Here is a 23601-nt window from a genome sequence, read left to right on the forward strand (position 1 = left end):
TTCTTCAGGGACTTTCATGAGGCAGCCTTTTGAGGTGCTCGTTCTTGAGAATCCCCCGTTCGGGCGTGTACTTTCGTACAATTGACTTTGATTTAGAATTTGATCCATACTTCAGATGAACGGTTGTTCAAAAAAACATTGGAGGGATTTTTCATGCGTTTGGGAGGAAAAGTTGCGGTCATTACAGGCTCAGCATCAGGAATGGGGAAAGCAATTGCAGAATTATTTGCAAAAGAAGGCGCAAGTGTTATTGTTTCAGACCTGAACATTGAAGGAGCTGAATCGGTTGCAGCAGGAATTAAATCAGCTGGCGGAACCGCCGTCGCAGTAAAAACCAATGTTGCTGATTTAAATGATATTCATGCTATGATCGATACTGCTGTTAATGAATTCGGAACTCTCGATATTTTAGTTAACAATGCGGGCGTTATGGATAACATGGCGCCTGTAGGAGATGTGGACGACGAGACATGGGATTTTATATTCGATGTTAACACAAAAAGCGTTATGCGTTCGATTCGAAAAGTTATCCCGATCTTCCTGGATAAAGGGAATGGAGTGATTATAAATACGGCATCTACGGGCGGCTTCAGCGGCGCGCATGCGGGCGCTGCTTACACTGCCTCAAAGCATGCGGTAATCGGTATTACGAAAAACACGGGGTTCATGTATGCTCAAAAAGGTATCCGATGCAATGCCATTGCGCCAGGAGCGACAGCCACAAACATTACTTCAACGATTCATAACTTAAATGAGTTTGGCGCGTCCCGAACGAAGGTTACACAAGGCGTAATTCCTCGCGTAGGGCAGGCGGAAGAAATCGCAAAAGTAGCCCTTTTCCTGGCATCAGACGAATCGAGCTTTGTGAACGGGGCTGTTATAGCTGCAGACGCGGGTTGGACGGCAGGCTTCTAATCCACTGTTTAACGAGCACACATGCTTCAAAATATATAATCATCGAAGTAAGATCCTTGCAAGGTTAAAGTAATATTCAATTGAAAGAGATGTAATGTCAAAAATAATGTTATAAAATGACAGGAGCGTTGACACACGATCCCGTCATTTTTTAGTTATATTTAGATATCATTATCATGAATGTGAGCTGCATATCGTTTTTCTCGTTTTTTGCGATCGAATAAGGAAACACTAGTCACCGCAGATCCCCGAGATTTGCGCGAATATTATCTGAATACATACTACAAGGATGTCGAGGGACAAGAACAAGGTCCCATTGAAAGTCGCTATTTTATCGGCTTTTTTATTTTATCGGTACAGTTCTTGTCCCAAGCCAAGATAATCAATAAAAAACTTACAGTGAACAAACATCAGACGAGGAACATTGACATATGAAAAAAACCATTGGATTTATTGGAGTCGGTAATATTGGAAGTATGATTGCTTGTTTTGCAGTGGCTGCAGGATATGACGCTGTAGGGGATAGGGATGTAACCAATCGTAGTAAGAGGCGATTGATTACATCCCTATTTTTGGCGTGGAGAAATCAATGTGGTCATTAGTGACTTTTCTTCAGAATCATCTGAGGAAGCTCTAGCAACAATCTGTCCATCGTGAGCGGATCATCGAAATTGTACTTGTTCTCGGTAAGAATAATACGGTCGATGCTTTTCGAGTTCCAGTATGGTAACTGCATCAGTCTTCTGTATAACCGGATCGTACGGGGATCGTTATCCATGAGAATAAAATGGGTATCGGCTTCATAGCTACAGGCATGTTCCGGTCGCGTCAGTTGAAAAGGAATGCCTGCCCGGATTAGTTCCTTCACCTTCGGAGGAGGCTGCATGCCGTCAGGGTGGTATACAGTAACTGCAAAGCCTTTCATGCTCATGATGTAGAGATTGCCCTCAACGATGGAAAACACAGCTGCTGTTTGCTTAACATCCATATGCTTCGCCAGGCCTATCCACATTTGTTTACTTGCAGCGCGATGCCGATAAATCCATTGTTGTGCAAGCTTCTGCCGATTCATTAGCTCTGCTGTTTGCATGATTCTTGAATAGACGTGTTCATAGCGATCGATGAGCACGGTTGGGGCAATGGATGCCAATTCTTCGATCCAATCTTGACGGAAACCAGAATGAATGATCAGGTCAGGAAGAAGCTTACGTATTTTGCCCGGTTCACCCAGTAATCCAATATCCTCAATACCATTGATGGAATCCCAGTACAGACCTCTTTTACCTATGATCTCCACATCTGCGCCTATCGGCGTGATACCCAAGGACAATAGATCGCCCAGCGAATAACCAACGGCAACGATCCGTTTGTAAGGAACCTCGGGCATGAGCACGGGAGATGAGCTGACTGAAGCAGCCTCCTCGTACTGGCGGGGAGTGATCCCTTCCGTTTGTCTAAACTTGCGCGAAAAGTAACTCTCATCCTTGAATCCCACGGCTTGGGCAATCTGTGCAATCGTGTCCTCGGTCTGTAACAACAGCCGCTTGGCGTGTTTCATACGAATATCCAACACGTAGTCCAACGGTTTTTTTCCTGTAATGGACTTGAATAAGGTACTGTATTGCCATTTAGCCACACCTGCGATGCTGTACAACTGGCGGGCCGTAATGTTTTGCTGATAGTGAGATTCGATATAAGTGACTGTATGCTTCACCGCTTGAATGTTATCGGATATTTCCGTATTCCGTCGAATGTTTTCCATCAGGAACAGGAGTAGTTCCTGCAACGCAATCTGCTGTTTCAATCTCGACTCTTCGGGGACGGGAGTGGGGCGCTTCAATGAGAGGTCGAGCGTTCCTGCCAAATCAAGTAACCTTGATTCGTCAGTAATGTTCATGCGCGTCTCGTACGGAATCATGGACAGTAATTCATTGGCTGGTTTCGACTCTCCAAGCCGGTATACACTGAACACGATGACGATGGCCGCCGCGGTATTCAGCTGCGTGGCGGACGATGAAGCCCCCAATGTTTCTTCGTGCGGATCGACGAATTGAATGCTGGCCTGCGCATCAGGTGCAAGCAGTAAGACATCGTTTTTTTCGGTCTGCACGAAATGCTTCCTCAAGTGTAACACACCGGATGTCGACTTAAACACGACGAGGCGATGCGCCCCAGGCGAGCTCGGGATAAGCTGTTTGCAGGACAGCCTGCGGAAAAGGCTCACGCTTTGAGGGATGTATATGTCGTATCCTTCATTCGGCAAAAAGGAAATTTCTTTTCCGTCAATTGTTGAACGTTCCATGTTGTGCTCCTTAACCAAATGTATTTTGAACCGCGGTTCCAAGCAAGACATGCATAGACAAGTCAATTGTCGCAAGCCCGGTTCTGTTTTTTGTGCTATAAAAAATCAGAAATATATCCATTGTTCAATCATACCAAACTCCTTAACATAAATTGAAGATGATTTTCATTCTCATTAATGTTTTAGGGGGCTTTACCATGCGAAAGAGAAAAATGTTCCAAGGCATACTTGTCATGCTATTTATGCTTCTGCTTGCTGTGACAGCGGCATGTTCCAAAAAAGAGGAGGCAGCACCATCTGCGTCAGCTAACGGGGAACAGGAAAGAGCTAAAGAAATAACGGTTTCATGGATGAGGGATTTGGGTCCATCTAATCCGCACGCGTACTATCCATCACAGCTGTTCTCACAATCCATGATTTACGAACCGCTGGTTGAGTACGGCGAAGGGGGAAAAATCAAGCCTCATTTGGCCACCAGTTGGGAGATTAGCGAGGACGGCAAAGAATATACTTTCCATCTTCGGGAGGACGTCCAATACTCGGACGGAACACCGTTCAACGCCGCTAGCGTCAAGCGTAACATAGACGCGATCCTGCAAAACAAGACGACGCATAGCTGGCTGGGAACGGCCAAATTGCTGGATCACCTCGAGCTTGTTGACGAGTACACCGTCAAGCTTGTCATGTCAGAGCCGTACTATCCGGTTTTGCAGGACTTAACGACCGTGCGTCCATTCCGCTTCTTGGCCGATGCAGGCTTCCCGGAAGGGGACAATACGCTGGAAAGCATTCAGTCTCCCATCGGCACGGGGCCATGGATGCTTGAAGAATACAAGCAGGATGAATACAGCGTATTCGTGAAAAACCCGAACTATTGGGGCGAACAGCCTGAACTGGACAAGATCACGGTCCGCATCATACCGGATGCCGAAACTCGGGTACTAGCCTTCGAGAAAGGCGATCTTGATCTCATTTTCGGAGAGGGTTCCATTAGCCTTGACGAATTCACGCGCCTGCAAAAGAACGATGCATTCGAAACGGAAGTATCGGGCCCGTTGGGCACGCGAAACTTAATCCTGAATACGCAGAATGAAAAGCTGACGGATATGCGAGTAAGGCTTGCATTGCATCACGGATTTGACAAGGCTGCGATGGTCAAAGGCATCACGTCTGACGTGGAACAGCCTGCGACGCAGGTGCTAACGACCGATTATCCTTACGTTAGTCAGACGTTCCCTGGATTTGCATACGATGCCTCCAAAGCAGCAGCTTATCTGGACGAGGCAGGATGGAAGGTTCCGGCATCGGGCGGTACCAGGGAAAAGGATGGCGAGAAGCTGTCGTTTGAGCTGATGTACGATACAACTGACCGCATCCAGAAAGCGATGGGCGAGACACTTCAGGCCGAATGGGCTGGACTTGGCGTTAAACTTCAGTTGACGGGACTTGAGCTGACCGAACAGACCAAACGTTTCCGTGAGGGAGACTATGACATGAACTTCTGGTTCAACTCCGGAGTGCCTTACGATCCACATACATTGGTCAATGCGGTAGCGGAGCCTACCTTTGGCGTTGCAGAGGCACATCTCAATATTGAAGGCAAGGCAGAGCTTGACGAACAGATCAGGCAAGTACTGGCTTCCGTTGACGAGAAACAGAGACAAGAGCTTTATGATCAGATTTTACAAAAAGTTCAGGAAGAATCGGTTATTATACCCCTGTCCTATATTCGTCAATATAACGTATACCAGAAAACACTGGATAACGTTTCATTTCCTGAGAGCAGATGGGATCATCCATTTAATAGCATTCACCTAAAATAAAGAAAAGGAAGGGCCACTCATGGCAGGTTATATTTTTAGAAGAGCACTGACGCTGGTTCCACTCGTGCTGTTCGCCACCTTCGTAGCTTTTGTGCTAATGAGGCTCTCTCCGGTTGATCCGGCCGAGGCGTACTTCTCGGTAGCTCATATCAAGCCTAACGAGCAAATGCTACAGGAGAAGAGGGGAGAACTGGGGCTGGACGATCCCTTTATGTCTCAGTACGTTCAATCTGCTGTTCGCATGCTACAGCTAGACCTCGGGACGTCGTACCTGTCCTCCAAGTCTGTCTGGGGAGAGATTTGGCAACGGTTGCCCGCAACGTTGCAGTTGACGGGGAGCAGTATGTTGATCGCTTTCGTAACTGTTGTCACACTAGGGTATCTCTCGGCCGTACACGCCGGGCGGTGGGTAGATTATGCGGTGCGCATTCTTTCCTACATCGGCGCATCCTTACCGCAATTCATGCTGGGTTACTTACTGATCTATCTGTTTGCCCTCCACGGGGACTTGCTTCCCGTGGAAGGAAAGGGCACATGGCAGCATTTGATTTTACCATCATTGACTCTCTCTTTGGCACTTGTGGCAACCTATGCCCGACTGTTTCGCGAGAGTATTCTGGAGCAGATGAAGCAGGCTTACGTGGACTATGCGCATACACGAGGATTAAAGCCGCGCAGCATCATGCTCAGACATGTGGTTCGACTGGCCATCCTCCCCATCATTACCGGATTCGGTATGAATCTAGGTAGGCTTATCACGGGAACGATTGTGGTAGAACGAGTATTCTCCTGGCCCGGTTTGGGGCGGTTTTTCGTGGAATCCATTTTCAACCGCGATTTACCAGTCATTCAGGGCTATGTTTTTTTTGCTGCCTGTCTTTATTTATGTACAAGTCTCCTAACCGATCTTCTGCACATGGCTGCTGATCCGAGGCTTTCCTTGCAAGAAAGGAGCAGGTAGGAATATGAAATTGAAAAGTTTGTTTTTTGGCAAGCGGCTGGTCGTAGGCTTGTGCCTGTTCTTTTTGTGTGTTTGCGCAGTAACAGCTATCTTTGCTCCATGGATAGCTCCCCATGATCCGAATCAGATACGAATGGCTGACAAGCTCGTTCCATCCTCGGCTGAGCATTTACTGGGTACCGACCATTTGGGCAGGGATGTGTTGTCCAGACTCATCTATGGTGTCCGGATTACGTTTGGACTGGTGTTGGGTGTCTTTTCCATATCTGTGCTGGTTGGTGTATCGATTGGCATGTTATCCGGTTACGTAGGCGGTTGGCTGGATCAGCTATTAATGCGGATTTGCGACGGCATGCTTGCATTTCCGAACCTCGTCCTTGTGCTTGGCATCGTTGGTATGCTTGGACCAGGGATATATCAGGTCATTATTGCACTGCTGCTGGTACAGTGGGTGTACTATGCACGTATGACTCGGGGTCTGGTGTTGCATCTGCGTTCCGAGCCGTATTTGCTGGCTGCCCTCATTTGCGGTTCCAGCCGATTAGCGATCCTGAGAAGACACGTTTTTCCGCATATTTTCCCGCAAATTGTGGTGATCGGTACGCTAGAGATGGGGTGGGCCATCATGGATATTTCAGCTCTTTCCTTCCTGGGACTCGGCATTCAGCCGCCTACCGCGGAATGGGGAGCGATGATTAATGAAGGACGCGGCTATTTGCGCGAACACCCTTCCCTAATGCTATATCCGGGATTGTGTATTTTACTTGTAGTCACCGCGTTCAATGTACTGGGGGAGTCGCTCTCCCAACTGCTCGGCGTAAAGAAAGTGAAGGAGAGGAGCACCCGCAATGTTCGAAGAACATCACGTCAGATCGGCAACTCCTGAACCATTGCTTGCACTTCATAATGTCTGTGCCGATGTGATCGAAGACGGCGCTTCTCAACGATTGCTGGATGATGTTTCGTTTTCGTTGCAGCCTGGACGCGTCGTAGGTCTTGCAGGACAGAGTGGCAGCGGCAAAACGTTAACCTGTCGATCGATTCTTCAGCTACTCGATCCTGCCATCCGCATAAACGGCAGCATCAGACTGAGAGGTGATGAACTGAACGGCATGACTGAAGAGCAGTTACGCACCATTCGCGGAAATGATATTGGATATATTGTTCAAAATCCAATGAATGCACTGGTTTCTGTTCATACCATCGGAAGCCAGTTTGTCGAAACGATCCGCACACATGCCCGGTGTAGTAAAAAGGATGCGTTGACACTGGCTGTGCAGGCACTTGAAAGTGTAAGGCTGCCTGATCCGCCGGAACTTCTCAAACGATATCCGTTCGAGCTTAGCGGAGGCATGCTGCAACGCGTGTTGATTGCGCTAACGATGTGTCTGTCACCCTCCATCGTCATTGCGGACGAGCCCACCACAGCCCTCGATACCATTAATCAATACCATGTATTGGAGGAACTAGAGAGACTGCGGGTGAACCAGGACGTTGCCATCCTGCTTATTACGCATGATCTTGACGTCATCGCAGAGATGGCAGACGAGGTCATCGTGATGCATGAAGGACGGATCGTGGAACATAACGACGTATTATCCATATTCAATCGACCACAACATTCCTATACACAAGAATTGCTACGCAGTCGGTTGAATGAATGAACGGAGGGAAGAATAATGGCACTGCTAGAACTTTCCGGCGTCACTCACACGTATGATTCTGCGAACAACTCTTGGTGGAAATCGAAACAGAAGTTGCAGGGAGCTGTCGTGAAGGATATCTCCATGACGCTGGAGGCAGGACAATGCATCGGTTTGTTGGGGGGGAGCGGTGCAGGCAAGAGTACACTCGGCAAAATCATGCTTGGCTTGCAGCGCCCTCAACGGGGCTCAGTACTTATTGATGGTAAGGATATGTATGCTTGCGACAATCGAACGAAAAAACAATTACGGAAGCATGTACAGGCCGTATTTCAGGATTGTTATTCTTCGGTAAATCCCAAGATGACGGCAGCACAAATCATCGGGGAGCCCCTGGACAATTTCGAGCGACTAACGAATGGGGAAAAGGATTACCGCATCGGCGAAGCTTTGGACATCGTGGGACTACCTGTAAGTGCCATGAACAAGCTGCCAAGACAATTCAGCGGTGGACAACTACAACGCATTAACATTGCACGCGCCATGATCTCCAGACCCAGCTTTATCGTGCTCGATGAAGCTGTCAGCAGCTTGGATATTGCCAACCAGGTACATATTATCGACGTTTTACGCGATTTAAAGGAACAACGGGATATGTCCTACGTATTCATCACGCACAACCTGAAGGCTGCTTTTGCGCTATGTGACCGATGGACTGTATTAGCTCAGGGTAGCTTATGCGGTAGCTTCTCGACGATAGCCGAGATGAAGGTATCCAGGGAACCAGCAGTTAAGCAGTTGTTAGACGCCTTATTATCCGGACGTCCGGAGTTGGGTACAATTCGGGAGGACAGGCCTTTCTATGTTGACGCAGGGCAGCGTAAAGGCGCCTGGGCATGAATCGAAGCAAAGATTTTCCATACGCTCGCAACGGTGCATTTTCCCCCGTGTTGCTACGCCTATATACCCTCACTTTTTTGTTTTATAGTGCTAACGCCTTCGTTCAGATGATATTGCCTCTATATACGCAAAGCATTGGCTATGGAAACGACAAGATCGGTATGATCGTGGGGATGTATTTGCTAGTTAGCATGCTGCTGCGACCATGGGCGGGAATCGTCGTTGAACGATTCGGGATTGCCCGCATTCTACGTTTTATTCTGGCGGGGCATCTGTTAGTTTTGCTATTGTTTGTATGGCAAGGCAACGTTTCTTACATTATTGTCCGGGGTTTGCAAGGCGCTGTCGCCGCATTCTTTTCGTTGACCGTGCAAATGGCTGTTATGGACCTGTTGCCCGAGCGTGACCGTGCTCAGGGATTATCTCTATACTTGTTGTTTGGTTTGCTACCCTCGGTTATGATGCCTGCACTGGGATGGATCGCCTGGGAAAAAGCTGGACTGAACGGATTTTACGCAGGCCTTTTGGTTTTGGGCGCATTGACGCTCATCTCGGGCTATGGAACAGGAAGAGCCACGCAGCACATCAAAGCGGCAAAGCGTCCCGCGGAGCAAACGACAACCAAGCATGAAATAGATAGAAGCGCACGATCCACGCTCTGGAACCGTCACTTCATGCTAAGCAGCATCGTGATGATGAGCGCAACGATTGGGTTTGGCGCGGTAACGGCGTTTCTTGCCTTGTATGTGATACAGACCGGAATCGGCAATGCGGGGGTGTTTTTTGCTATTCAATCGGGCGTGATCGTGACAGCAAGATTTGCTTTCCGTAAGAATCTGCCTTCGGACGGGAACTGGCATTCCGTATATGTCGGCATGCTGTTGGTTTCGCTCACGATAGGTCTGGCACTTGTAGCTTTTGCCCCAGTAACAGGTAATGCATGGATGCTGTACGGGGGCGGTGCGATGATCGGCTATGGCATAGCTAATGTGTATCCTGTGCTTGCCGCTTACCTGAGCATCACACTCGGAAAAGAACGTCGAAAAGTATGGATGGGGTTATTTATCTCCATGTCCGATTTTGGAACCGTGATTGGTAGTCTCGTTCTAGGCCTGGTGGCAGACTCCGCCGGTTACAGAGCCATCTTCTGGATTTCTGCCAGCGTTTCTCTCTGCGTTGCCTTGTTTGTTGCCTTGAGTAGCCGCTGGATGAAGGCCCAGCCGTAAGATTAAGAGAACATACACTTACCTGATCAAGAATCGAGTTTAGCATTGGCATCGTTGAGAGATGGCAAGCTGCCAGTCATCGGTGTAAATTAGATATGGGGTAGGGCTTAAATCGTTCTTGGACGATTTAAGCCCTGTTTTGTTCGTCGGCAAATAAGTCTTGAACGTTCTTGAAGTGAATATCGCTAAGAACGCTCGATATTTTTTCTATGGATAAACGGTCCTGTTTTTGAACCCAGTAATGAATAATGCCTGTTATACCAGAGAGCAAATATTCAAGCGAAATCTCGAATCGTTCCAGGGTAGAATTTAGCTACTTTAGAGAAACTAACCATTCGTGAAGTGGAGAATTTTTTATCTTTTTTGGAGTATCAACTCGACAATACTAAGCTAACCATTAACCGTAAATTGTCCTCACTAAAATCCTTATTTGATTACTTACAGAATAAAGCTGAAATAAGTGACCTAGAGCCATATATCCAGCGCAATGTTATGGCCAAAATGGATTTAAATGTAGTTAAAGAAAGCCAAGAGACGATTGCCAATCGTATTGATGGGAAAATTCTCAGAGAAGACGATTTTGAGTCGTTTAGGTTATTTGTAGCCCATGATTACGGAAAGATTAATAAAGAGAATAAACATATTTTCAATTTCCATCAATTTAATCGTGAACGAGATACAGCCATTGTTTCCCTCATTTTAGGATCCGGTCTTAGGCTCTCTGAGGTTGCAGGCATTAACCTTGAAGATCTGGATATGAATAAAGCTTTAGTAAGTGTTATCCGTAAAGGTAATAAAGAACAATATGTGTATTTCAGCAAGCAAGCTTTACTGGATTTAGAAAATTATCTTCAGATCAGAGAATCCAGATATATTCCAGAAAGAAACGAAAGCTTTTTGTTTATAGCAGCTCCTGTTGGTTGCAAAGGAAAAAGCCGACGTTTAACGCAGAGATCCATTGAAAAACTGATTGAAAAATACACTATAGCTTTTGGAAAGCTGGCTTTAACCGTGCATTCTCTGAGACATTCATTTGCAATCCGTTATCACTTGGAGAACAATGATGTGCCTAGATTGAAAAACCAATTAGGACATTCCTCTATACAAACGACTATGATTTATACTCATTTAACTGATGAAGAAATGAGGAAAGCAGTTAATAATATGGATAAGTAATAAAGCTTAGTCATGTAATGACACAAAGTTTACCCTGTTCAAGGGGGAATGACACAAAGCTTCTCTATAGCGACTTAGTACCAGCTGTCATTGAGTGAAATAGGGGATAAACTTGTTGTCAATGTACAATTCTTTAGCACGTAAGAATCAAAATGAATATCGCTTTTTATTTGTGCAATCCAATGGAAGTCAATTACAAGATATCACTAAACTTGTTGAAAAAGAAAATATCAAGCCCTCTTTAGATTCAACTTATGCGTTTGGGGACATTAACAAAGCGTTGATTAAAGTGTCGACGGGTCACTCCCAAGGCAAAGTTGTTGTGACCTTCTAAATAATAATTGAGTCCCGCTTCATCCGGCATTTTGGCCATTTGCAAAATAGCTGTAACCCGTTCAGCCGCTTCGATCCTTCGCTTGTGCTGTTCCGCAATCAATTCGCCCAGCGAATAAATGTTTTCCATCCATATTTGACATTTTGGGCAGCCTTTCTTTTAGTTAATTAATAGAGCAGGAACAGCGGTACGAAAGGCAGGATACCGAGAATAATAATCGTCGTCGTTTCTAAGGCCGTCTTTTACCCGAATATGAGTCATGATACTGTAATACCCAAAAGGAGTGCGCCGGCTGCGGCAAAGCCGCTTTTCCAGAATCCCGCGTCTGTTAATTCTACAGAAACATGGCTGCCAATAATCCTTGTATAATCCATATTGTAATTGTCATTTTTCTCCTTATTTATTAAAAACAATCGGCATTTTTTTGTATATAGGCAGATTTACAAACAAAATCGTACAAGCATTTCGCAACGTTTTCCCGAGATACATTCATGCCTGACTTCGTATCACCGAACGAAATTCTATAGCTCTTGCCGTCTTGTTTGATATTCGGATTGATAATGCGTACGACAGTCCATTCTATGTTTGATTTGTGAACGGTCTTCTTTTGCTTTCACGGTAGGCGTCCCCAGTGTGACAAAACGTTTTTTATTTAAAGCCTGCATGGTTTGAATGATGGTTTCATGAGCCCGGGGATCGACAAATCCTTCACTTTTCTGGATTTATCCTGCGCCGGTCCAAGCGCGCTGATCACGGCGTCTGAATTTGTAAACGCATCTTTCATTTTGCGGTGGTCATCCAGGCTACCGACAACCACTTGTAAATTCGGGTGATTTTCAGGCAGAGCATCCGCTCTTCTTACATAAGCCACTACCTGGTCGCCGTGTGTTAAAGCTTCTTTTACGACCAACTTTCCTATAGCGCCGCTGGCGCCAAAAATTGTAATTATCATAACGTAGCCTCGTCTTTCATACATCTATTATTTCTACAACACTTGTTGTATAGTTATATTGTAAGTACTGGTAGCTACTGTTCAACCGATAAAATTACGTTTTTATCGGATATACGACATATGCAGTGAAATGTCTAAAAAGTGGAGGTGAGATGACGGAAAACAGGCTCGATCCACGTTTTGTACGTACACGCAGATTAATTATGGATGCATTTCTTCTCCTCTCAACGAAAAAGGATTTTAAGAATATCAGTATTAAAGACATTACATCAGAAGCAACGATCAACCGTGCCACCTTTTACTATCATTTTATGGATAAATACGATCTGCTCGAAAAAACACTGGAAGAACATCTAATGACGAACGTAATGAGAGAAATTTCAATACATGACCAGCTCAATGAAACGACGCTTGCCAGTGTATTTATGTCGGTTACTCAATTTCAATCTTCGCTGGCTTCCCAATGTCGAAAAAGCTTCGAATCATTTACTTCTGTAATAGAAGCGATAATTAAGAAAGAACTTGAGCAAGTATTTTTCGAGATGATGATGAATCAGAATGCAGGAGTCCGTGAGGAATCCGTTCGAATTGCATCTGTAATGTTAAGCTGGAGCATTTACGGGGCGGCCGTTAACTGGCAATATAACGATACAAGGCCAGCTGAAGAATATATCCAATTGGTGATACCTTATCTTTCTCAAGGGCTGAAATTTTTTATTGAGGAAGGTGTACGTTAGTTGTTCAATCAGACAAAGTAACGCTCTCTCTAAGAGAGATCTTCTTATGCCGAACAGTCTTTATTAAAGGGGAACTTAATCTAGGGACATATAGTCAACAAACAGGTCATTATGCTAACTGGGTACGTTAGTTAATAAAGCAGCGGCAGTCTAGTAGTCTTGTTCTACAACAGTGCAACAGGGGTTCCGTTCATCACGACCTACACGCGGCTAGAGGTGATCCACTGGCAGATTTGTATGAGTAAATAGCCGCCGAAGAAAAGGCCCAAGCTACATACCAGTGGCTGATTGACAAGACGGATGATGTGGATCTGTAAGACAGCCTCAAGTTTCTGCGGGAGCGGGAGATTGTGCATGCGCTGCGGTTTAAGGAGTCGGTGCAGATTATTATTGAATATACGGGAAAGAAAAAGGTATATATTCTTTAGCAGAACGAATTGAGAATATTTAAAGCTTATTATCAGTTCCAATTCAGTTTAAATAACCAATAATAACTAAACAGAGAAAAGGTGTGTTCATATGAGTACAGCAAATCGCGGAATCCACATTGGTCCTCCCCGTTTTAAAATAGCCGTTCATTCTGTCGTATGGCTAGCAAAAAGTAACAGCGTTTTATCTAGTGCAATGATTGCGAGTCAAGTTAAATCGCATGCTACATTCATGAGAAGAGTCATGCAGTCTTTAACCATTGCAGGTATCGTGGAGTCAAAAGGTGGACGTGAGGGGGGCTACATTTTACGAAAAGCTCCCAGTCTAATTACTTTAGGTGATATTTATTATGCAGTAAATACGGATATATCAGAATCTGATTTTGATATCGATTGTGGAGATGCCGCTAAACAGCTTGATCTTGAATTGGAAAAAATTCTGTATGAAACTGAACAGCACACTATAAAATATTTGAGTCAGTTTACAATCGATGATGTCGCTAACCGTATAGATTTACTTTAATTAGTAAAAAATAAAAAAACAGGCATAAATTTGTAATGTGCTGTTTCAAAGATGCATCTCAAAAGCTTTAACCAATGATGCTGCCTTAGTGGTTAAGAGTTAAAGATGTCGCCATATTGGCGACTTTTTATTTTCTTGCTGGATTTTGTTATAACAGTACACTGATCACTCATCCCCACAATTGCGCATACTTGCAACTATTGTATATAGAGAACAGCACTGGTATGGTAATACCTGTTAAAGTATTAAAGGATACTACCAGAATAGACCCGTTCCCAATATCTTTTAGATAGCCATATAAATTTTGATGGTAAGTTCAATCAATAGACGAAAGTAAGTTATTTAAAACCCTAGTTGTAAGAAAAATGTTTAAAAGTATACCTTCTCATCGATCACGGTTAGTCATCTATAGATGTATTCAGATGATAGATATATATGGTTACGAATACTGTGAAAGGGCTCCCCCTCAAAACGCCATTGCTCCTACTGACCAAACAATCAGGTGTCACTCCTGTACTACAACGTTATAAAGCATATTTTGTAACCTAACATTCGTACAGAAATAGAACTTGAGATTAAGGAATAAATGAATTATAATGTGCTCATCGCAGTTGCATTTAAAAGTCTTAAATGTGCTTAAAAAAGGCACAATATGAAATGGACTGAGATAAATATCTTACTATAAGGGAGAAATTACTATGTCCAATGTACTTTTTATTAAAGCGAATGATCGCCCAGCAGATCAAGCAGTAAGTGTTCAGATGTATGAGACTTTTCTCAAGACTTATAAAGATACCCATTCGTCTGATGTAATTACTGAACTTGATTTGTTCGTAGAGAACCTTCCTACTTATGGGAATACTGTGATCACAGGCATCTATAAATTAAGTCAAGGTTATGAACTTACGGCAGAAGAGTTGGAAGCCACAACAACGTCCAATCGTTATCTGGATCAATTCCTTGCCGCAGATAAAGTAGTCATTGCCTTTCCACTCTGGAACACCATGGCACCTGCACCGTTGGTCAACTACATCGCTCATATCTCCCAGGTTGGCAAAACATTTAAATTTACTGCTGAAGGTCCTGTTGGTCTTGTCGGTGATAAAAAAATCGCATTGCTAAGCGCACGTGGAGGAATGTACTCGATAGAGCCGATGGCATCCTTCGAATCAGCGGTTAAACCAGTGAAGATGAATCTTGGCCTTTTCGGAATTCAAACTACCGATGTTATTATTGAAGGACATAATCAGTACAAGGATCGTGCAGAAGTGATTGTAAAAGAAGGACTTCAAGAAGTGGCCAAAGTAGCATCAACGTTCTAAGACACTTTCCAGGAAGGCTTTACCTGTTTGGCACCAGCGGCTCTATTGGGCAAATGTTGATACGGCAAGCACTTGAGAAATGTGCTCTTGTAAGGCCTATATACGCAAATCTGCAAGCCTATTCTAGAAGATAAGAAATATAATTTTGCAAACACTATTTAAACGTAAAGGCAGCCGATTATCGGCTGCCTTTACAAATTTAACGTGATCTCTTCGGTAAATTGGTAAATGGGACTAAAGAAACGGTCGGCATGTAACTTTTAATAACGCTATTCGTGTCTTTCGGAGGAAATTTAGGATTAACCACTAAAACAAGAAGGATAGAGATGAATATGAACAGATGTAGAGGACAAGGACGTATATCTAATGGAATCCACACTGGCGCTTCAGCCCGGCAGGGAAGATAAAAAGCTTTTATAAAGGCCGTGGGCATTTGTAGTCATGAAAAGGGCAAGCTCGAGGAGCAAATCATTTTTCTGACGGATGTACTGGAGAGAACGCTTGAGTAAGCGTAGGCATATTTCCGGAACAAAAATTGATACAGATTTTAACCGTTCTCTCTAATGATAATTTTCATCACAAGCCTTGTTTTTTAGATCCGCATACAACTGACAATAGAGCTTCATTAAAGCGAAGACATTCTTTAGGAAGCATGAAAACAGTCAGCAAAAAAAGCGTTTCAAACATAATTGAAACGTTTCCATCTTAGTGTTATTATAATTTTCATAAAGAGAGATAGGGGGAGGGAGATGCCAAGTATTAAAGATGTAGCTAACATAGCTGGCGTAGCTGTGGGAACGGTGTCTCGCGTTATTAACAACTCGGGCTCTGTAAAACCAGAAACACGCAGGAAAGTGGAGAAAGCTATACAAGAACTGAATTATTTTCCTAATGAAGTCGCTCGAAATTTCAAGATGAGGAAATCCAAGATGGTAGCCTTGCTGCTTCCAAGTATCTGGCATCCTTTTTTTTCTGAACTGGCTTATTACATTGAGGATGAGTTGGATAGAGAAGGCTTTAAGCTCATGTTATGTAATAGCGGCGGCAAGCCCGAAAAGGAACTATATTATCTGGATATGCTACGGCAAAACAAAGTGGCTGGTATTGTCGGCATTACTTACAATGATATAGAGAATAGCGTAAGCAATGACATTCCGATTGTAAGTATTGATAGGCACTTCAACAAAAAAATTACCTGTGTGACCTCCGATAATTATGAGGGAGGGCGTCTGGCTTTGAGGGAGCTTGTTAAAGCGGGAGCCCAGAAACCGGCTTTTATGGGAAGCGTCACTTCCGTTTTCAGTGAAACCATGAATCGGAGAAAAGGTTTCATTCATGAAGCGCAAACATTGGGAGTCGATTATGTAATCTACGAGAAGCCCGACCCTATAGTGGACGACGATGCCTATTTTAACGAGTTCCTAAATGAGCACCGCGATGTGGACGGCATTTTTGCTATTACCGATATGTTAGCCGCCAGCTATATAGAAAGAGCGCGCAGGGAGGGCATTCGCGTTCCAGAGGATGTAAAGGTTATCGGCTACGACGGGATTCAGGATCATCCTTATTTTCATCCGATATTGTCTACAATCAGGCAGCCAGTGGAGGAGATGGCACGTATGACAATCAGATTACTTTATAAGAAAATCGAAGGTGAAACTTTAGATCAGCAAGTGTATCGTCTCCCCGTTGTCTTCAAGCAAGGCGAAACTACATGATTTTATTGAAAAATATTAGCCTCATTCTTTCGATTCATAGTGTGGATCTACTAACTGACGTTTTTATTACAGCAAATTGGAAACGTTTCAAAAGTGAAAACATCCTAGTTCAAGAAAGGGGGTGTAATGGTGAATTCAAGAACTAGCGAGTCGGATCAAGCTTTCCTGAGACGTTGCCTGTCTTGCTGCATCGCCACTATCTTTAACCATTCAAACTTCAAACTTTTTTCTTTTGGCAGAAGAAAGATATCTTAGTTCTTCTCGATATTTCGCCACGGTTCTGCGTGATAAATGCAAACCTTCCTTTCCCAGCAGGGTAGTAATAGCCTGATCCGATAACGGTTTTTGCTTGTCCTCATCATCTATCAAAATTTTGATACGCTTTTTTGCACTCTCCGATGAAGCAGCATCTCCGTCCGCTGACGTCAAGGAGGAAGTAAAGAAGAATTTGAGTTCGAACAATCCGCGTGGCGTCTGTATAAATTTATTACTGACCGCCCTGCTGACCGTGGATTCGTGTAAGCCCGTCTTTTCGGCAATCTCCTTTTGGGTGATTGGTTTGAGGAAATACACGCCATGCTCAAAAAAATCCTGTTGCTTTTCCACAATGGCCTTGGCAACCCGTAGAAGGGTCAGCCGACGTTGCTTCAGGCTATTGATCAGCCATTTTGCCGTATTCATCTTCTCATGGATAAAAAGTTTGGTTTCACTATTCGGTAGATCCCGCATCATTTGCTGGTAAAAAGGGTTGATCTCAACCCGCGGCGCACTAATGTCATTAATCAGGACAAGATATTCGCCGTTGGCTTTTTCGACCGTGATATCTGCTATGATGTATTGCTGCTCTTTATGAGCAAATGCTGCGCCCGGGCATGGATTTAGCTTGCGAATTCGATCGGCCATCTGTATAACCTCTCGCCTACCGATTTCAAGAGCATCCGCAATTTTTTGTATCCGATTGTTTGCCAGATCAGCCAGATGGTTGCTTACCATTCTGACTATGCATTCATCATCCATGCCAGCAAGCTGGAGCTGGAGAAGAAGACACTCTTCCAAGCTGTAAGAGGCGATCCCCGGTGGATCAAAACTCTGTATCACCAAGAGCATATCCTCAATTTCGGCTATGGAAACGTCCACTAGTGAGGCGACTGTTGGAACATCAAGTTCTAAATATCCCATTTCGTTCAAATTGCCAATGAGGTACCGTGCCACCATACGCTGTGAATTTGTAAGCCCACATACCAGTCCAAGCTGCCTGTTCAGGTGTTCAAACAGGGTATCATTCGGATTGGGGACAAAGTCCAGAAATGTAACGGGGGTTGCTCGCTGGACCGATGGATATTTTTCTCCGCCACGATAATGTTCAATCAGCTCTCCTTGATCTTTCTGTGAAAACTGCTCTGCTTCTTCTTTGATACCGCCAATGGACATATTAAACTCCGGCAAATCAATGACTGGATTATTGTTCGCCTGTTCATGCAGAAAGGATATTAAATCAGCCGAAGAATATTGCAAGATCGTGATTGCTTGTCGCAATTCGGGCGTCATAACCAGCTTGAATCCTTGTTCCTGTTGTAATCCATATCGTATCATTGACTTATTCAAACTCCTTTTCCATACATTTCCGGAACAAATTCACAGTCAGTCATTTATGAAAGATCTACTTCTCTATGCCTATGCAATTCTCCTGCCTAGATGTTAACGTTACCGAGTAATTTTATCTGATAGAAACGATTCAAAACAAGCCAAAGCTTGTCGTAATAAGTAACAGTTATTATGTGTGTTGTATTTTTGGTTATATACACTATCTTTCTTGTATACTCATTCATTGAATAACAAAATACACTGGAGCTGGAGGAATCATTTATGGAAACTTATAAAATTGTCTGCATTGATATTGACGGGACGCTGCTTAACTCGGCGCATCAAATCACGGAAGCAACCAAAGAAACCATTCTCCAGGTTATAAATGATAAGCAGATTCCAGTAGTTCTTGTCTCTGCGCGAATGCCAAAAGCAATTATTCCATTGCAGAAGCATCTTGGTATTTCGGAGCCTCTCATATGCTACAGTGGGGCACTTGTTATAGATAAACACGGGAACAAGCTGAACACCCGTTATATAGATAAGCAAATGACACAGCGTTTGCTTGACAGCCTGGCTGCCTATGATCTTCACGTAAGCCTGTATAAGGATGATGAGTGGTATATTGAGCAATTGGATGCATGGGCGCTTCAAGAACGTGACATCACCAATATCGAGCCTCGCATTTATAGTTTTTCTAAGCTTACCAATGGTTGGAGGGAAGAGACTGATGGAACCAGTAAAATTTTGTGCATGGGTGATCCCGAAGAGATCAGACGCGTCCTTCAAGTATTGCGACCCGTATACGGCGAGGAAGTAAATCTCTACTTATCCAAGCCTACTTATCTGGAAATCATGTCAAAAAAGGCTTCCAAAACCGCAGCCATTCAAATTCTGCTAAAAGAGTACCAACTGAAACAAAGCGATTGTCTGGCTATTGGTGACAACTACAATGATATCGACATGCTGGCCTTTGCGGAACTTGGCATTGCCATGGAAAATGCTCCCCTTGAGGTCAAAGCTGCTGCCAACACCGTTACTCTCTCGAATGACGAGGATGGAGTTGCTCATGCGCTGAAAAACCATATTCTGTTCCCTAAATAAGCAGGTTGAAATCAATTTCCAATGACTGATTCAGGCTGGAGGAATACAGGTGAAAAGAATAGATAAGATTTTAGAGTATATTGCCGAGAGCACCAAGAAAATTTCCAAAGAGGCTTTATTTGCGGGGGAAGGGATTACGGCTGCGGAAATTGCTGATGATCAAAAGATGTTGAGAAACAATGTGAGCAAAGAGTTGAATAATCTGCTGCGTGACGATCTAATCCTTAAAATCAAAGGAAGACCGGTCAGATTTCTGCACAAGCAGATTATCGAGGACACCTTTCGGGTTCGGCTGAAAGAGAAACAAATTGAGGTCAAAAGCATCAAAGAGGTATTGCTGCCTGACGAACAGGTCGATCCGTTCCATGCCTTGATCGGTTTCAGGGGCAGCATGCGTAACCAGGTTGAGCAGGGGAAGGCAGCGATTCTGTATCCTCCTAGAGGTCTGCATACCCTGATAGTCGGGCAGACGGGTGTTGGAAAAACTATGTTTGCCAGGTTGATGTACCATTATGGCAAGTATATGAAGCGGTTTTCAGAGCATGCGCCATTTATCGTTTTTAACTGCGCTGATTATTTCAATAACCCCCACTTGCTACTTTCCCACATCTTTGGTCACGTTAAAGGGGCGTTTACAGGCGCTGATCATGAAAAGGCAGGGCTGGTGGAGAAAGCTGACGGAGGCATCCTGTTTTTGGATGAGATTCACCGTTTACCCCCGGAAGGCCAGGAAATGATTTTCTATTTCATGGATACTCACACCTATAACAAATTGGGCGAAACGGATCGAAAAAGAGATGCGAGTGTGTTATTGATTGGAGCTACGACGGAGGATCCCGGATCATCCATGCTAAAAACCTTCATTAGGCGCATACCCATCACAATCAATATCCCTTCCCTTCAGGAACGTGCTATTGAGGAGCAAATGCTGATTTTGAAGCATTTGTTTGCTAACGAGGCCAATAGGGTAAACAAGCCGATTAGGATTGAACCAGAGGTAGTAAGAGCACTGATCGGCAGCGTCACCTACGGCAATATCGGCCAGTTAAAGTCGAACATCCAACTGGTATGCGCTAAAGGTTTTTTAAACAGCATACATGAAAACAAAGAAGAAATAGGACTTGATTTTAAAAACCTGCCGGGAAATATCCGAGATGGTTTGTTTAATATTGATAAAACGCAATATAAGATGAAGGAAATCGGATGTATTTCCTCGTGCCTATACATTACTCCTGAAGGAAGAAAAGCTTTGGATGAAGAGGTTGTTTCCGAGCTGCCGTTTAACCTTTACAAACTAATTGAAGACAAGATTAGCATGTTGAAGGAAGAAGGGCTAGACGACGCCTACATCCACAGATTTATTGCTACGGATGTCAATATCCATATTAAAAGCTTTTATAACCGTTTTTATAACACCAAGGGGAGCAGGGAACGAATTCTGAAAATTGTGGACAAAGACATCCTTGAATTCTCCGAGCAGATTAAGGAAATGGCCAAAAAGGAACTAAACCGAATTTACAGCGAGAGATTCGTGTATGCTTTCAGTCTTCATTTAAGCGCCTTTTTCAAGCGCACCAGAGAGAAAAAATACGGTGATGCACGAATCTATGAACCGATGAATGAACATGATGAAGAGTACAGACTGGCCCAGACTATCAAAAGTTTGATCGAGTCTAAGTTTGGTGTACATGTACCGGAGGCCGAAATAACTTATATGGCGATTCTTCTGAAATCTGTTGAGGAAGAACGACAGGGTAGTGTGGGAATTATTGTGGCAGCACACGGTACCAGTACAGCGAGCAGCATCGTCGGCGTCGTAGACAGCTTGCTGGGCAGTTCTAATCTTTGTGCTGTTGATATGCCTCTCGATGTCAGTCCTAGGGAAATTTTGGAGCTTATTATCGATAAAGTAAAGAGCATTGACCGTGGTAGAGGCGTGTTGCTGCTGGTTGATATGGGCTCTTTGCTCAATCTTGAAGAAACTATTATGGAACGTGTTGGAATCAATGTAAAGACTATTGATATGGTTTCAACTCCGCTCACGCTGGAGGCTGTCCGAAAGGCCAGTGTTTTTGACATGGGGATAGAGGAAATATACCAATCGCTAAAGGATTTCAGGGGATATAACAATAGCAGCGCCGCAGTGAAAGTAGTTCATAAGGCAATTGTGACGGTTTGCTCCTCCGGCAAAGGTGCAGCGGTCAAATTGAAAGAGTTTGTAGAGAAAATTGTCTGCGATTTGACGGATGAGGAAATACTTGTTGTCCCGGCAAACGTAAGGGAGTTGGATAAAGTGGTCCAGGATATGCGGTCTAAGCGAACAATTCTTGCTGTGATTGGAGTAAAACGGCCAAGCGAGCCGGAAATCCCGTTTATTCCTTTGGAAAAGCTGATTGAAGCAAGCGGTGAGCAGACATTGAGAGAGCTACTGCTGAATAACAAACAGATCCCTGCTGTGGATCAAAGTGTAGTCGTCAGGGAGTTATGCGAGGAAAGTCTGAAAGAATTTATGACTTATTTGAATCCCCACAAAATTCTGGGAATGGTGATGAGATTTGTGCAAGAGCTGGAACTTGGATTAGAAGTCAAATTTGATTATGCAACAAAAGTCCAAATTTCTACTCACACAGCTTATGCGCTGGAACGTATGGTTATTCGCGATGGACTTGTTTATCAGGGGGAAGTGAAACAGCTCGACCAGCACATATTCGAGGTGGTAAACCGTTCATGCAGCATATTTGTTTCTGGTATGAATCTTACTCTTTCTGATGACGAAAAATATTATATTTGCGAAATGTTGAGCGAAGTATATAACTTTATTCCACAGTAATGGCCAAAGAGTATAAAACGCTTTCATATGTGTATGAAAGCAGTGGAGATTGATAAATAATGATCTGTTCAGACTGGAAAAAACCTCCGACGCAACGGGGGTTTTTTTGTTGTTTACAAAATTCCCTCTGATCTATACAGAAGTTTGGCACAGAACTTGCATCATAGATATATGTGGAGAGAAACAAAGGGGGTGAGACAGATGATCGGTGTAATTGTTGGGACACACGGGAAATTTTCTGAAGAAATACTGAGGTCAACAGAAATGGTTTTCGGCCAATTGGATAATGTGGCAGGTGTTACGTTTGAACCAGGTGAAAGTGTCAGCGGACTTGTAGAGAAATATAAGGCTGCGTTGGCATCGCTGGATTGGACGGACGGTGTTATCTTCCTTGTTGATCTATTCGGCGGCAGTCCTTATAATGCTGCCAGCCGAATTGCAGTTAACCATGAAAAAATGGATATTGTGACAGGAGTAAACCTGCCAATGATCGTTGACCTTCTTGCAAACAGAGGGATTGAACAAGTAGAGAATTTGGTAAATCTAGCGATACATGCGGGGCACGATTCCATGATGTCTTTTCGTGCCATTCGAAACAGTCAATTAGAGGAGGAATTATAGAATGGAAATTGCATTAGTTCGTATTGATGACCGTCTGATTCACGGTCAGGTGGCGACCGTTTGGGTGAAAGAAGCGAAGTGCAACAAGATCATCGCGGTTAGCGATGAAGTCGCAGCGGATACATTACGCAAAACCTTATTGCTTCAGGTGTCGCCGCCTGGAATTAAGGCGTATGTCGTAACGATTAACAAAGCGATAGAGGCTTATAATAACCCCAAATACAGTGATTTTAAAACATTGTTCCTCTTTACCAACCCTACGGATGTACTGCGGGTTGTAGAAGGGGGAGTACCCATCCGCTCGGTGAATGTTGGAGGAATGTGTTTTAAGGAAGGAAAGACACAGATTACCGGGGCGGTATCCGTAAACCAACAGGATGTAGATGCATTTCGTAAGCTGCATGAAAGAGGCATTGAGCTGGAAATCAGAAAAGTAGCCAGTGATCCGAAAATCAACTTGATTACCAAACTGCAGGATTTGTGATCGTAAATACCAGGCGGC

General features: G+C 44.1%; 20 protein-coding genes and 3 pseudogenes. 19 read left to right on the top strand and 4 right to left on the bottom strand.

Features of this window, described 5'->3' with window-relative positions:
* Positions 1 to 153 precede the first annotated feature (153 nt).
* The gene (locus NLX82_RS25065; RefSeq protein WP_028541265.1) at positions 154 to 915 is read left to right on the top strand and encodes an SDR family oxidoreductase; all 762 of its coding nucleotides are present in this window, start codon (positions 154 to 156) and stop codon (positions 913 to 915) included.
* Between the two features lie 431 nt (positions 916 to 1346).
* Positions 1347 to 1517, top strand: coding sequence for a hypothetical protein (locus tag NLX82_RS25070; RefSeq protein ID WP_155613676.1), 171 nt, complete (start codon positions 1347 to 1349; stop codon positions 1515 to 1517).
* On the opposite strand, the gene NLX82_RS25075 is transcribed toward NLX82_RS25070, so the two are convergent.
* Complete coding sequence (locus NLX82_RS25075; protein ID WP_053325463.1) at positions 1514 to 3217, bottom strand: helix-turn-helix domain-containing protein; 1704 nt, start codon at positions 3215 to 3217, stop codon at positions 1514 to 1516. The two genes, NLX82_RS25070 and NLX82_RS25075, sit on opposite strands and share 4 nt — an antisense overlap.
* A 197-nt stretch (positions 3218 to 3414) precedes the next feature.
* Between NLX82_RS25075 and nikA the strand changes: the two genes are divergently transcribed.
* The 8 genes and pseudogenes from nikA (at position 3415) to NLX82_RS25115 (ending at position 11280) form a co-directional block, all read left to right on the top strand.
* Positions 3415 to 5040: a nickel ABC transporter substrate-binding protein gene (gene nikA, locus NLX82_RS25080; protein WP_023988649.1), complete on the top strand. Its 1626-nt coding sequence runs from the start codon at positions 3415 to 3417 to the stop codon at positions 5038 to 5040.
* Between the two features lie 19 nt (positions 5041 to 5059).
* Positions 5060 to 6001 (top strand): ABC transporter permease subunit, encoded by a 942-nt coding sequence (locus NLX82_RS25085; protein ID WP_053325464.1) that lies wholly within the window; start codon positions 5060 to 5062, stop codon positions 5999 to 6001.
* Between the two features lie 4 nt (positions 6002 to 6005).
* Positions 6006 to 6887, top strand: a complete 882-nt coding sequence (gene nikC / locus NLX82_RS25090; protein WP_075154212.1) for a nickel transporter permease — start codon at positions 6006 to 6008, stop codon at positions 6885 to 6887.
* Positions 6850 to 7665, top strand: coding sequence for an ABC transporter ATP-binding protein (locus NLX82_RS25095; protein ID WP_254349219.1), 816 nt, complete (start codon positions 6850 to 6852; stop codon positions 7663 to 7665). The genes nikC and NLX82_RS25095 overlap by 38 nt, the downstream gene beginning before the upstream one ends.
* 15 nt (positions 7666 to 7680) lie before the next feature.
* Positions 7681 to 8544, top strand: coding sequence for an ATP-binding cassette domain-containing protein (locus tag NLX82_RS25100; protein ID WP_254349220.1), 864 nt, complete (start codon positions 7681 to 7683; stop codon positions 8542 to 8544).
* Positions 8541 to 9770 carry a staphylopine family metallophore export MFS transporter CntE gene (gene cntE, locus NLX82_RS25105; protein ID WP_069080917.1) on the top strand — a complete coding sequence of 410 codons (1230 nt, stop codon included), beginning with the start codon at positions 8541 to 8543 and terminating at the stop codon, positions 9768 to 9770. Before NLX82_RS25100 ends, cntE begins: the two co-directional genes overlap by 4 nt.
* A 309-nt stretch (positions 9771 to 10079) precedes the next feature.
* Positions 10080 to 10946: pseudogene (xerS, locus tag NLX82_RS25110) on the top strand (tyrosine recombinase XerS); the annotation flags it as partial.
* A 121-nt stretch (positions 10947 to 11067) separates the two neighbouring features.
* On the top strand, positions 11068 to 11280 hold the full coding sequence (locus NLX82_RS25115; RefSeq protein WP_254349228.1) for a zinc-binding dehydrogenase: 213 nt from the start codon (positions 11068 to 11070) through the stop codon (positions 11278 to 11280).
* On the opposite strand, the gene NLX82_RS25120 is transcribed toward NLX82_RS25115, so the two are convergent.
* On the bottom strand, positions 11194 to 11409 hold the full coding sequence (locus NLX82_RS25120) for a hypothetical protein (RefSeq protein WP_254349230.1): 216 nt from the start codon (positions 11407 to 11409) through the stop codon (positions 11194 to 11196). The two genes, NLX82_RS25115 and NLX82_RS25120, sit on opposite strands and share 87 nt — an antisense overlap.
* 523 nt (positions 11410 to 11932) lie before the next feature.
* Positions 11933 to 12232, bottom strand: a complete 300-nt coding sequence (locus tag NLX82_RS25125; RefSeq protein ID WP_179085403.1) for an NAD(P)-dependent oxidoreductase — start codon at positions 12230 to 12232, stop codon at positions 11933 to 11935.
* Positions 12233 to 12384: 152 nt separating this feature from the next.
* Here NLX82_RS25125 and NLX82_RS25130 point away from each other — a divergent pair, with 152 nt between their 5' ends.
* The 5 genes and pseudogenes from NLX82_RS25130 (at position 12385) to NLX82_RS25150 (ending at position 16960) form a co-directional block, all read left to right on the top strand.
* Positions 12385 to 12969, top strand: coding sequence for a TetR/AcrR family transcriptional regulator (locus NLX82_RS25130; protein WP_028541261.1), 585 nt, complete (start codon positions 12385 to 12387; stop codon positions 12967 to 12969).
* 159 nt (positions 12970 to 13128) lie between these two features.
* Positions 13129 to 13397: pseudogene (locus NLX82_RS25135) on the top strand (manganese catalase family protein); the annotation flags it as partial.
* Positions 13398 to 13488: 91 nt separating this feature from the next.
* Positions 13489 to 13920, top strand: a complete 432-nt coding sequence (locus NLX82_RS25140; protein WP_023988659.1) for an RrF2 family transcriptional regulator — start codon at positions 13489 to 13491, stop codon at positions 13918 to 13920.
* Between the two features lie 695 nt (positions 13921 to 14615).
* A pseudogene (locus NLX82_RS25145) lies at positions 14616 to 15242 on the top strand (FMN-dependent NADH-azoreductase); the annotation flags it as partial.
* 749 nt (positions 15243 to 15991) lie between these two features.
* Positions 15992 to 16960: a LacI family DNA-binding transcriptional regulator gene (locus tag NLX82_RS25150; protein WP_023988661.1), complete on the top strand. Its 969-nt coding sequence runs from the start codon at positions 15992 to 15994 to the stop codon at positions 16958 to 16960.
* Positions 16961 to 17170: 210 nt separating this feature from the next.
* Here the strand turns inward: NLX82_RS25150 and rpoN are convergent, their stop codons facing one another.
* On the bottom strand, positions 17171 to 18553 hold the full coding sequence (gene rpoN / locus NLX82_RS25155) for an RNA polymerase factor sigma-54 (RefSeq protein ID WP_254349221.1): 1383 nt from the start codon (positions 18551 to 18553) through the stop codon (positions 17171 to 17173).
* 273 nt (positions 18554 to 18826) lie between these two features.
* Here rpoN and NLX82_RS25160 point away from each other — a divergent pair, with 273 nt between their 5' ends.
* The 4 genes from NLX82_RS25160 (at position 18827) to NLX82_RS25175 (ending at position 23583) form a co-directional block, all read left to right on the top strand.
* On the top strand, positions 18827 to 19648 hold the full coding sequence (locus NLX82_RS25160) for a Cof-type HAD-IIB family hydrolase (protein WP_023988663.1): 822 nt from the start codon (positions 18827 to 18829) through the stop codon (positions 19646 to 19648).
* A 49-nt stretch (positions 19649 to 19697) separates the two neighbouring features.
* Positions 19698 to 22478 (top strand): sigma-54-dependent transcriptional regulator, encoded by a 2781-nt coding sequence (locus NLX82_RS25165; protein ID WP_254349222.1) that lies wholly within the window; start codon positions 19698 to 19700, stop codon positions 22476 to 22478.
* A gap of 201 nt (positions 22479 to 22679) precedes the next feature.
* Entirely contained in the window at positions 22680 to 23099 is a 420-nt protein-coding gene (locus NLX82_RS25170) for a PTS sugar transporter subunit IIA (protein WP_013309476.1), read from the top strand.
* A 1-nt stretch (position 23100) separates the two neighbouring features.
* Complete coding sequence (locus tag NLX82_RS25175; protein ID WP_023988665.1) at positions 23101 to 23583, top strand: mannose/fructose/sorbose PTS transporter subunit IIB; 483 nt, start codon at positions 23101 to 23103, stop codon at positions 23581 to 23583.
* Positions 23584 to 23601: the final 18 nt, after the last annotated feature.

The sequence above is a fragment of the Paenibacillus sp. A3M_27_13 genome (assembly GCF_024213315.1).
In the GTDB taxonomy this organism is placed as follows: domain Bacteria; phylum Bacillota; class Bacilli; order Paenibacillales; family Paenibacillaceae; genus Paenibacillus; species Paenibacillus polymyxa_B.

Excerpts from the sequence above, each read along its gene's own strand:
- NLX82_RS25065 (WP_028541265.1), top strand. The coding sequence starts at position 154 with ATGCGTTTGGGAGGAAAAGTTGCGGTCATTACAGGCTCAGCATCAGGA.
- NLX82_RS25070 (WP_155613676.1), top strand. The coding sequence starts at position 1,347 with ATGAAAAAAACCATTGGATTTATTGGAGTCGGTAATATTGGAAGTATG.
- NLX82_RS25075 (WP_053325463.1), bottom strand. The coding sequence starts at position 3,217 with ATGGAACGTTCAACAATTGACGGAAAAGAAATTTCCTTTTTGCCGAAT.
- nikA (WP_023988649.1), top strand. The coding sequence starts at position 3,415 with ATGCGAAAGAGAAAAATGTTCCAAGGCATACTTGTCATGCTATTTATG.
- NLX82_RS25085 (WP_053325464.1), top strand. The coding sequence starts at position 5,060 with ATGGCAGGTTATATTTTTAGAAGAGCACTGACGCTGGTTCCACTCGTG.
- nikC (WP_075154212.1), top strand. The coding sequence starts at position 6,006 with ATGAAATTGAAAAGTTTGTTTTTTGGCAAGCGGCTGGTCGTAGGCTTG.
- NLX82_RS25095 (WP_254349219.1), top strand. The coding sequence starts at position 6,850 with ATGTTCGAAGAACATCACGTCAGATCGGCAACTCCTGAACCATTGCTT.
- NLX82_RS25100 (WP_254349220.1), top strand. The coding sequence starts at position 7,681 with ATGGCACTGCTAGAACTTTCCGGCGTCACTCACACGTATGATTCTGCG.
- cntE (WP_069080917.1), top strand. The coding sequence starts at position 8,541 with ATGAATCGAAGCAAAGATTTTCCATACGCTCGCAACGGTGCATTTTCC.
- NLX82_RS25115 (WP_254349228.1), top strand. The coding sequence starts at position 11,068 with ATGTACAATTCTTTAGCACGTAAGAATCAAAATGAATATCGCTTTTTA.
- NLX82_RS25120 (WP_254349230.1), bottom strand. The coding sequence starts at position 11,409 with ATGGAAAACATTTATTCGCTGGGCGAATTGATTGCGGAACAGCACAAG.
- NLX82_RS25125 (WP_179085403.1), bottom strand. The coding sequence starts at position 12,232 with ATGATAATTACAATTTTTGGCGCCAGCGGCGCTATAGGAAAGTTGGTC.
- NLX82_RS25130 (WP_028541261.1), top strand. The coding sequence starts at position 12,385 with ATGACGGAAAACAGGCTCGATCCACGTTTTGTACGTACACGCAGATTA.
- NLX82_RS25140 (WP_023988659.1), top strand. The coding sequence starts at position 13,489 with ATGAGTACAGCAAATCGCGGAATCCACATTGGTCCTCCCCGTTTTAAA.
- NLX82_RS25150 (WP_023988661.1), top strand. The coding sequence starts at position 15,992 with ATGCCAAGTATTAAAGATGTAGCTAACATAGCTGGCGTAGCTGTGGGA.
- rpoN (WP_254349221.1), bottom strand. The coding sequence starts at position 18,553 with ATGATACGATATGGATTACAACAGGAACAAGGATTCAAGCTGGTTATG.
- NLX82_RS25160 (WP_023988663.1), top strand. The coding sequence starts at position 18,827 with ATGGAAACTTATAAAATTGTCTGCATTGATATTGACGGGACGCTGCTT.
- NLX82_RS25170 (WP_013309476.1), top strand. The coding sequence starts at position 22,680 with ATGATCGGTGTAATTGTTGGGACACACGGGAAATTTTCTGAAGAAATA.
- NLX82_RS25175 (WP_023988665.1), top strand. The coding sequence starts at position 23,101 with ATGGAAATTGCATTAGTTCGTATTGATGACCGTCTGATTCACGGTCAG.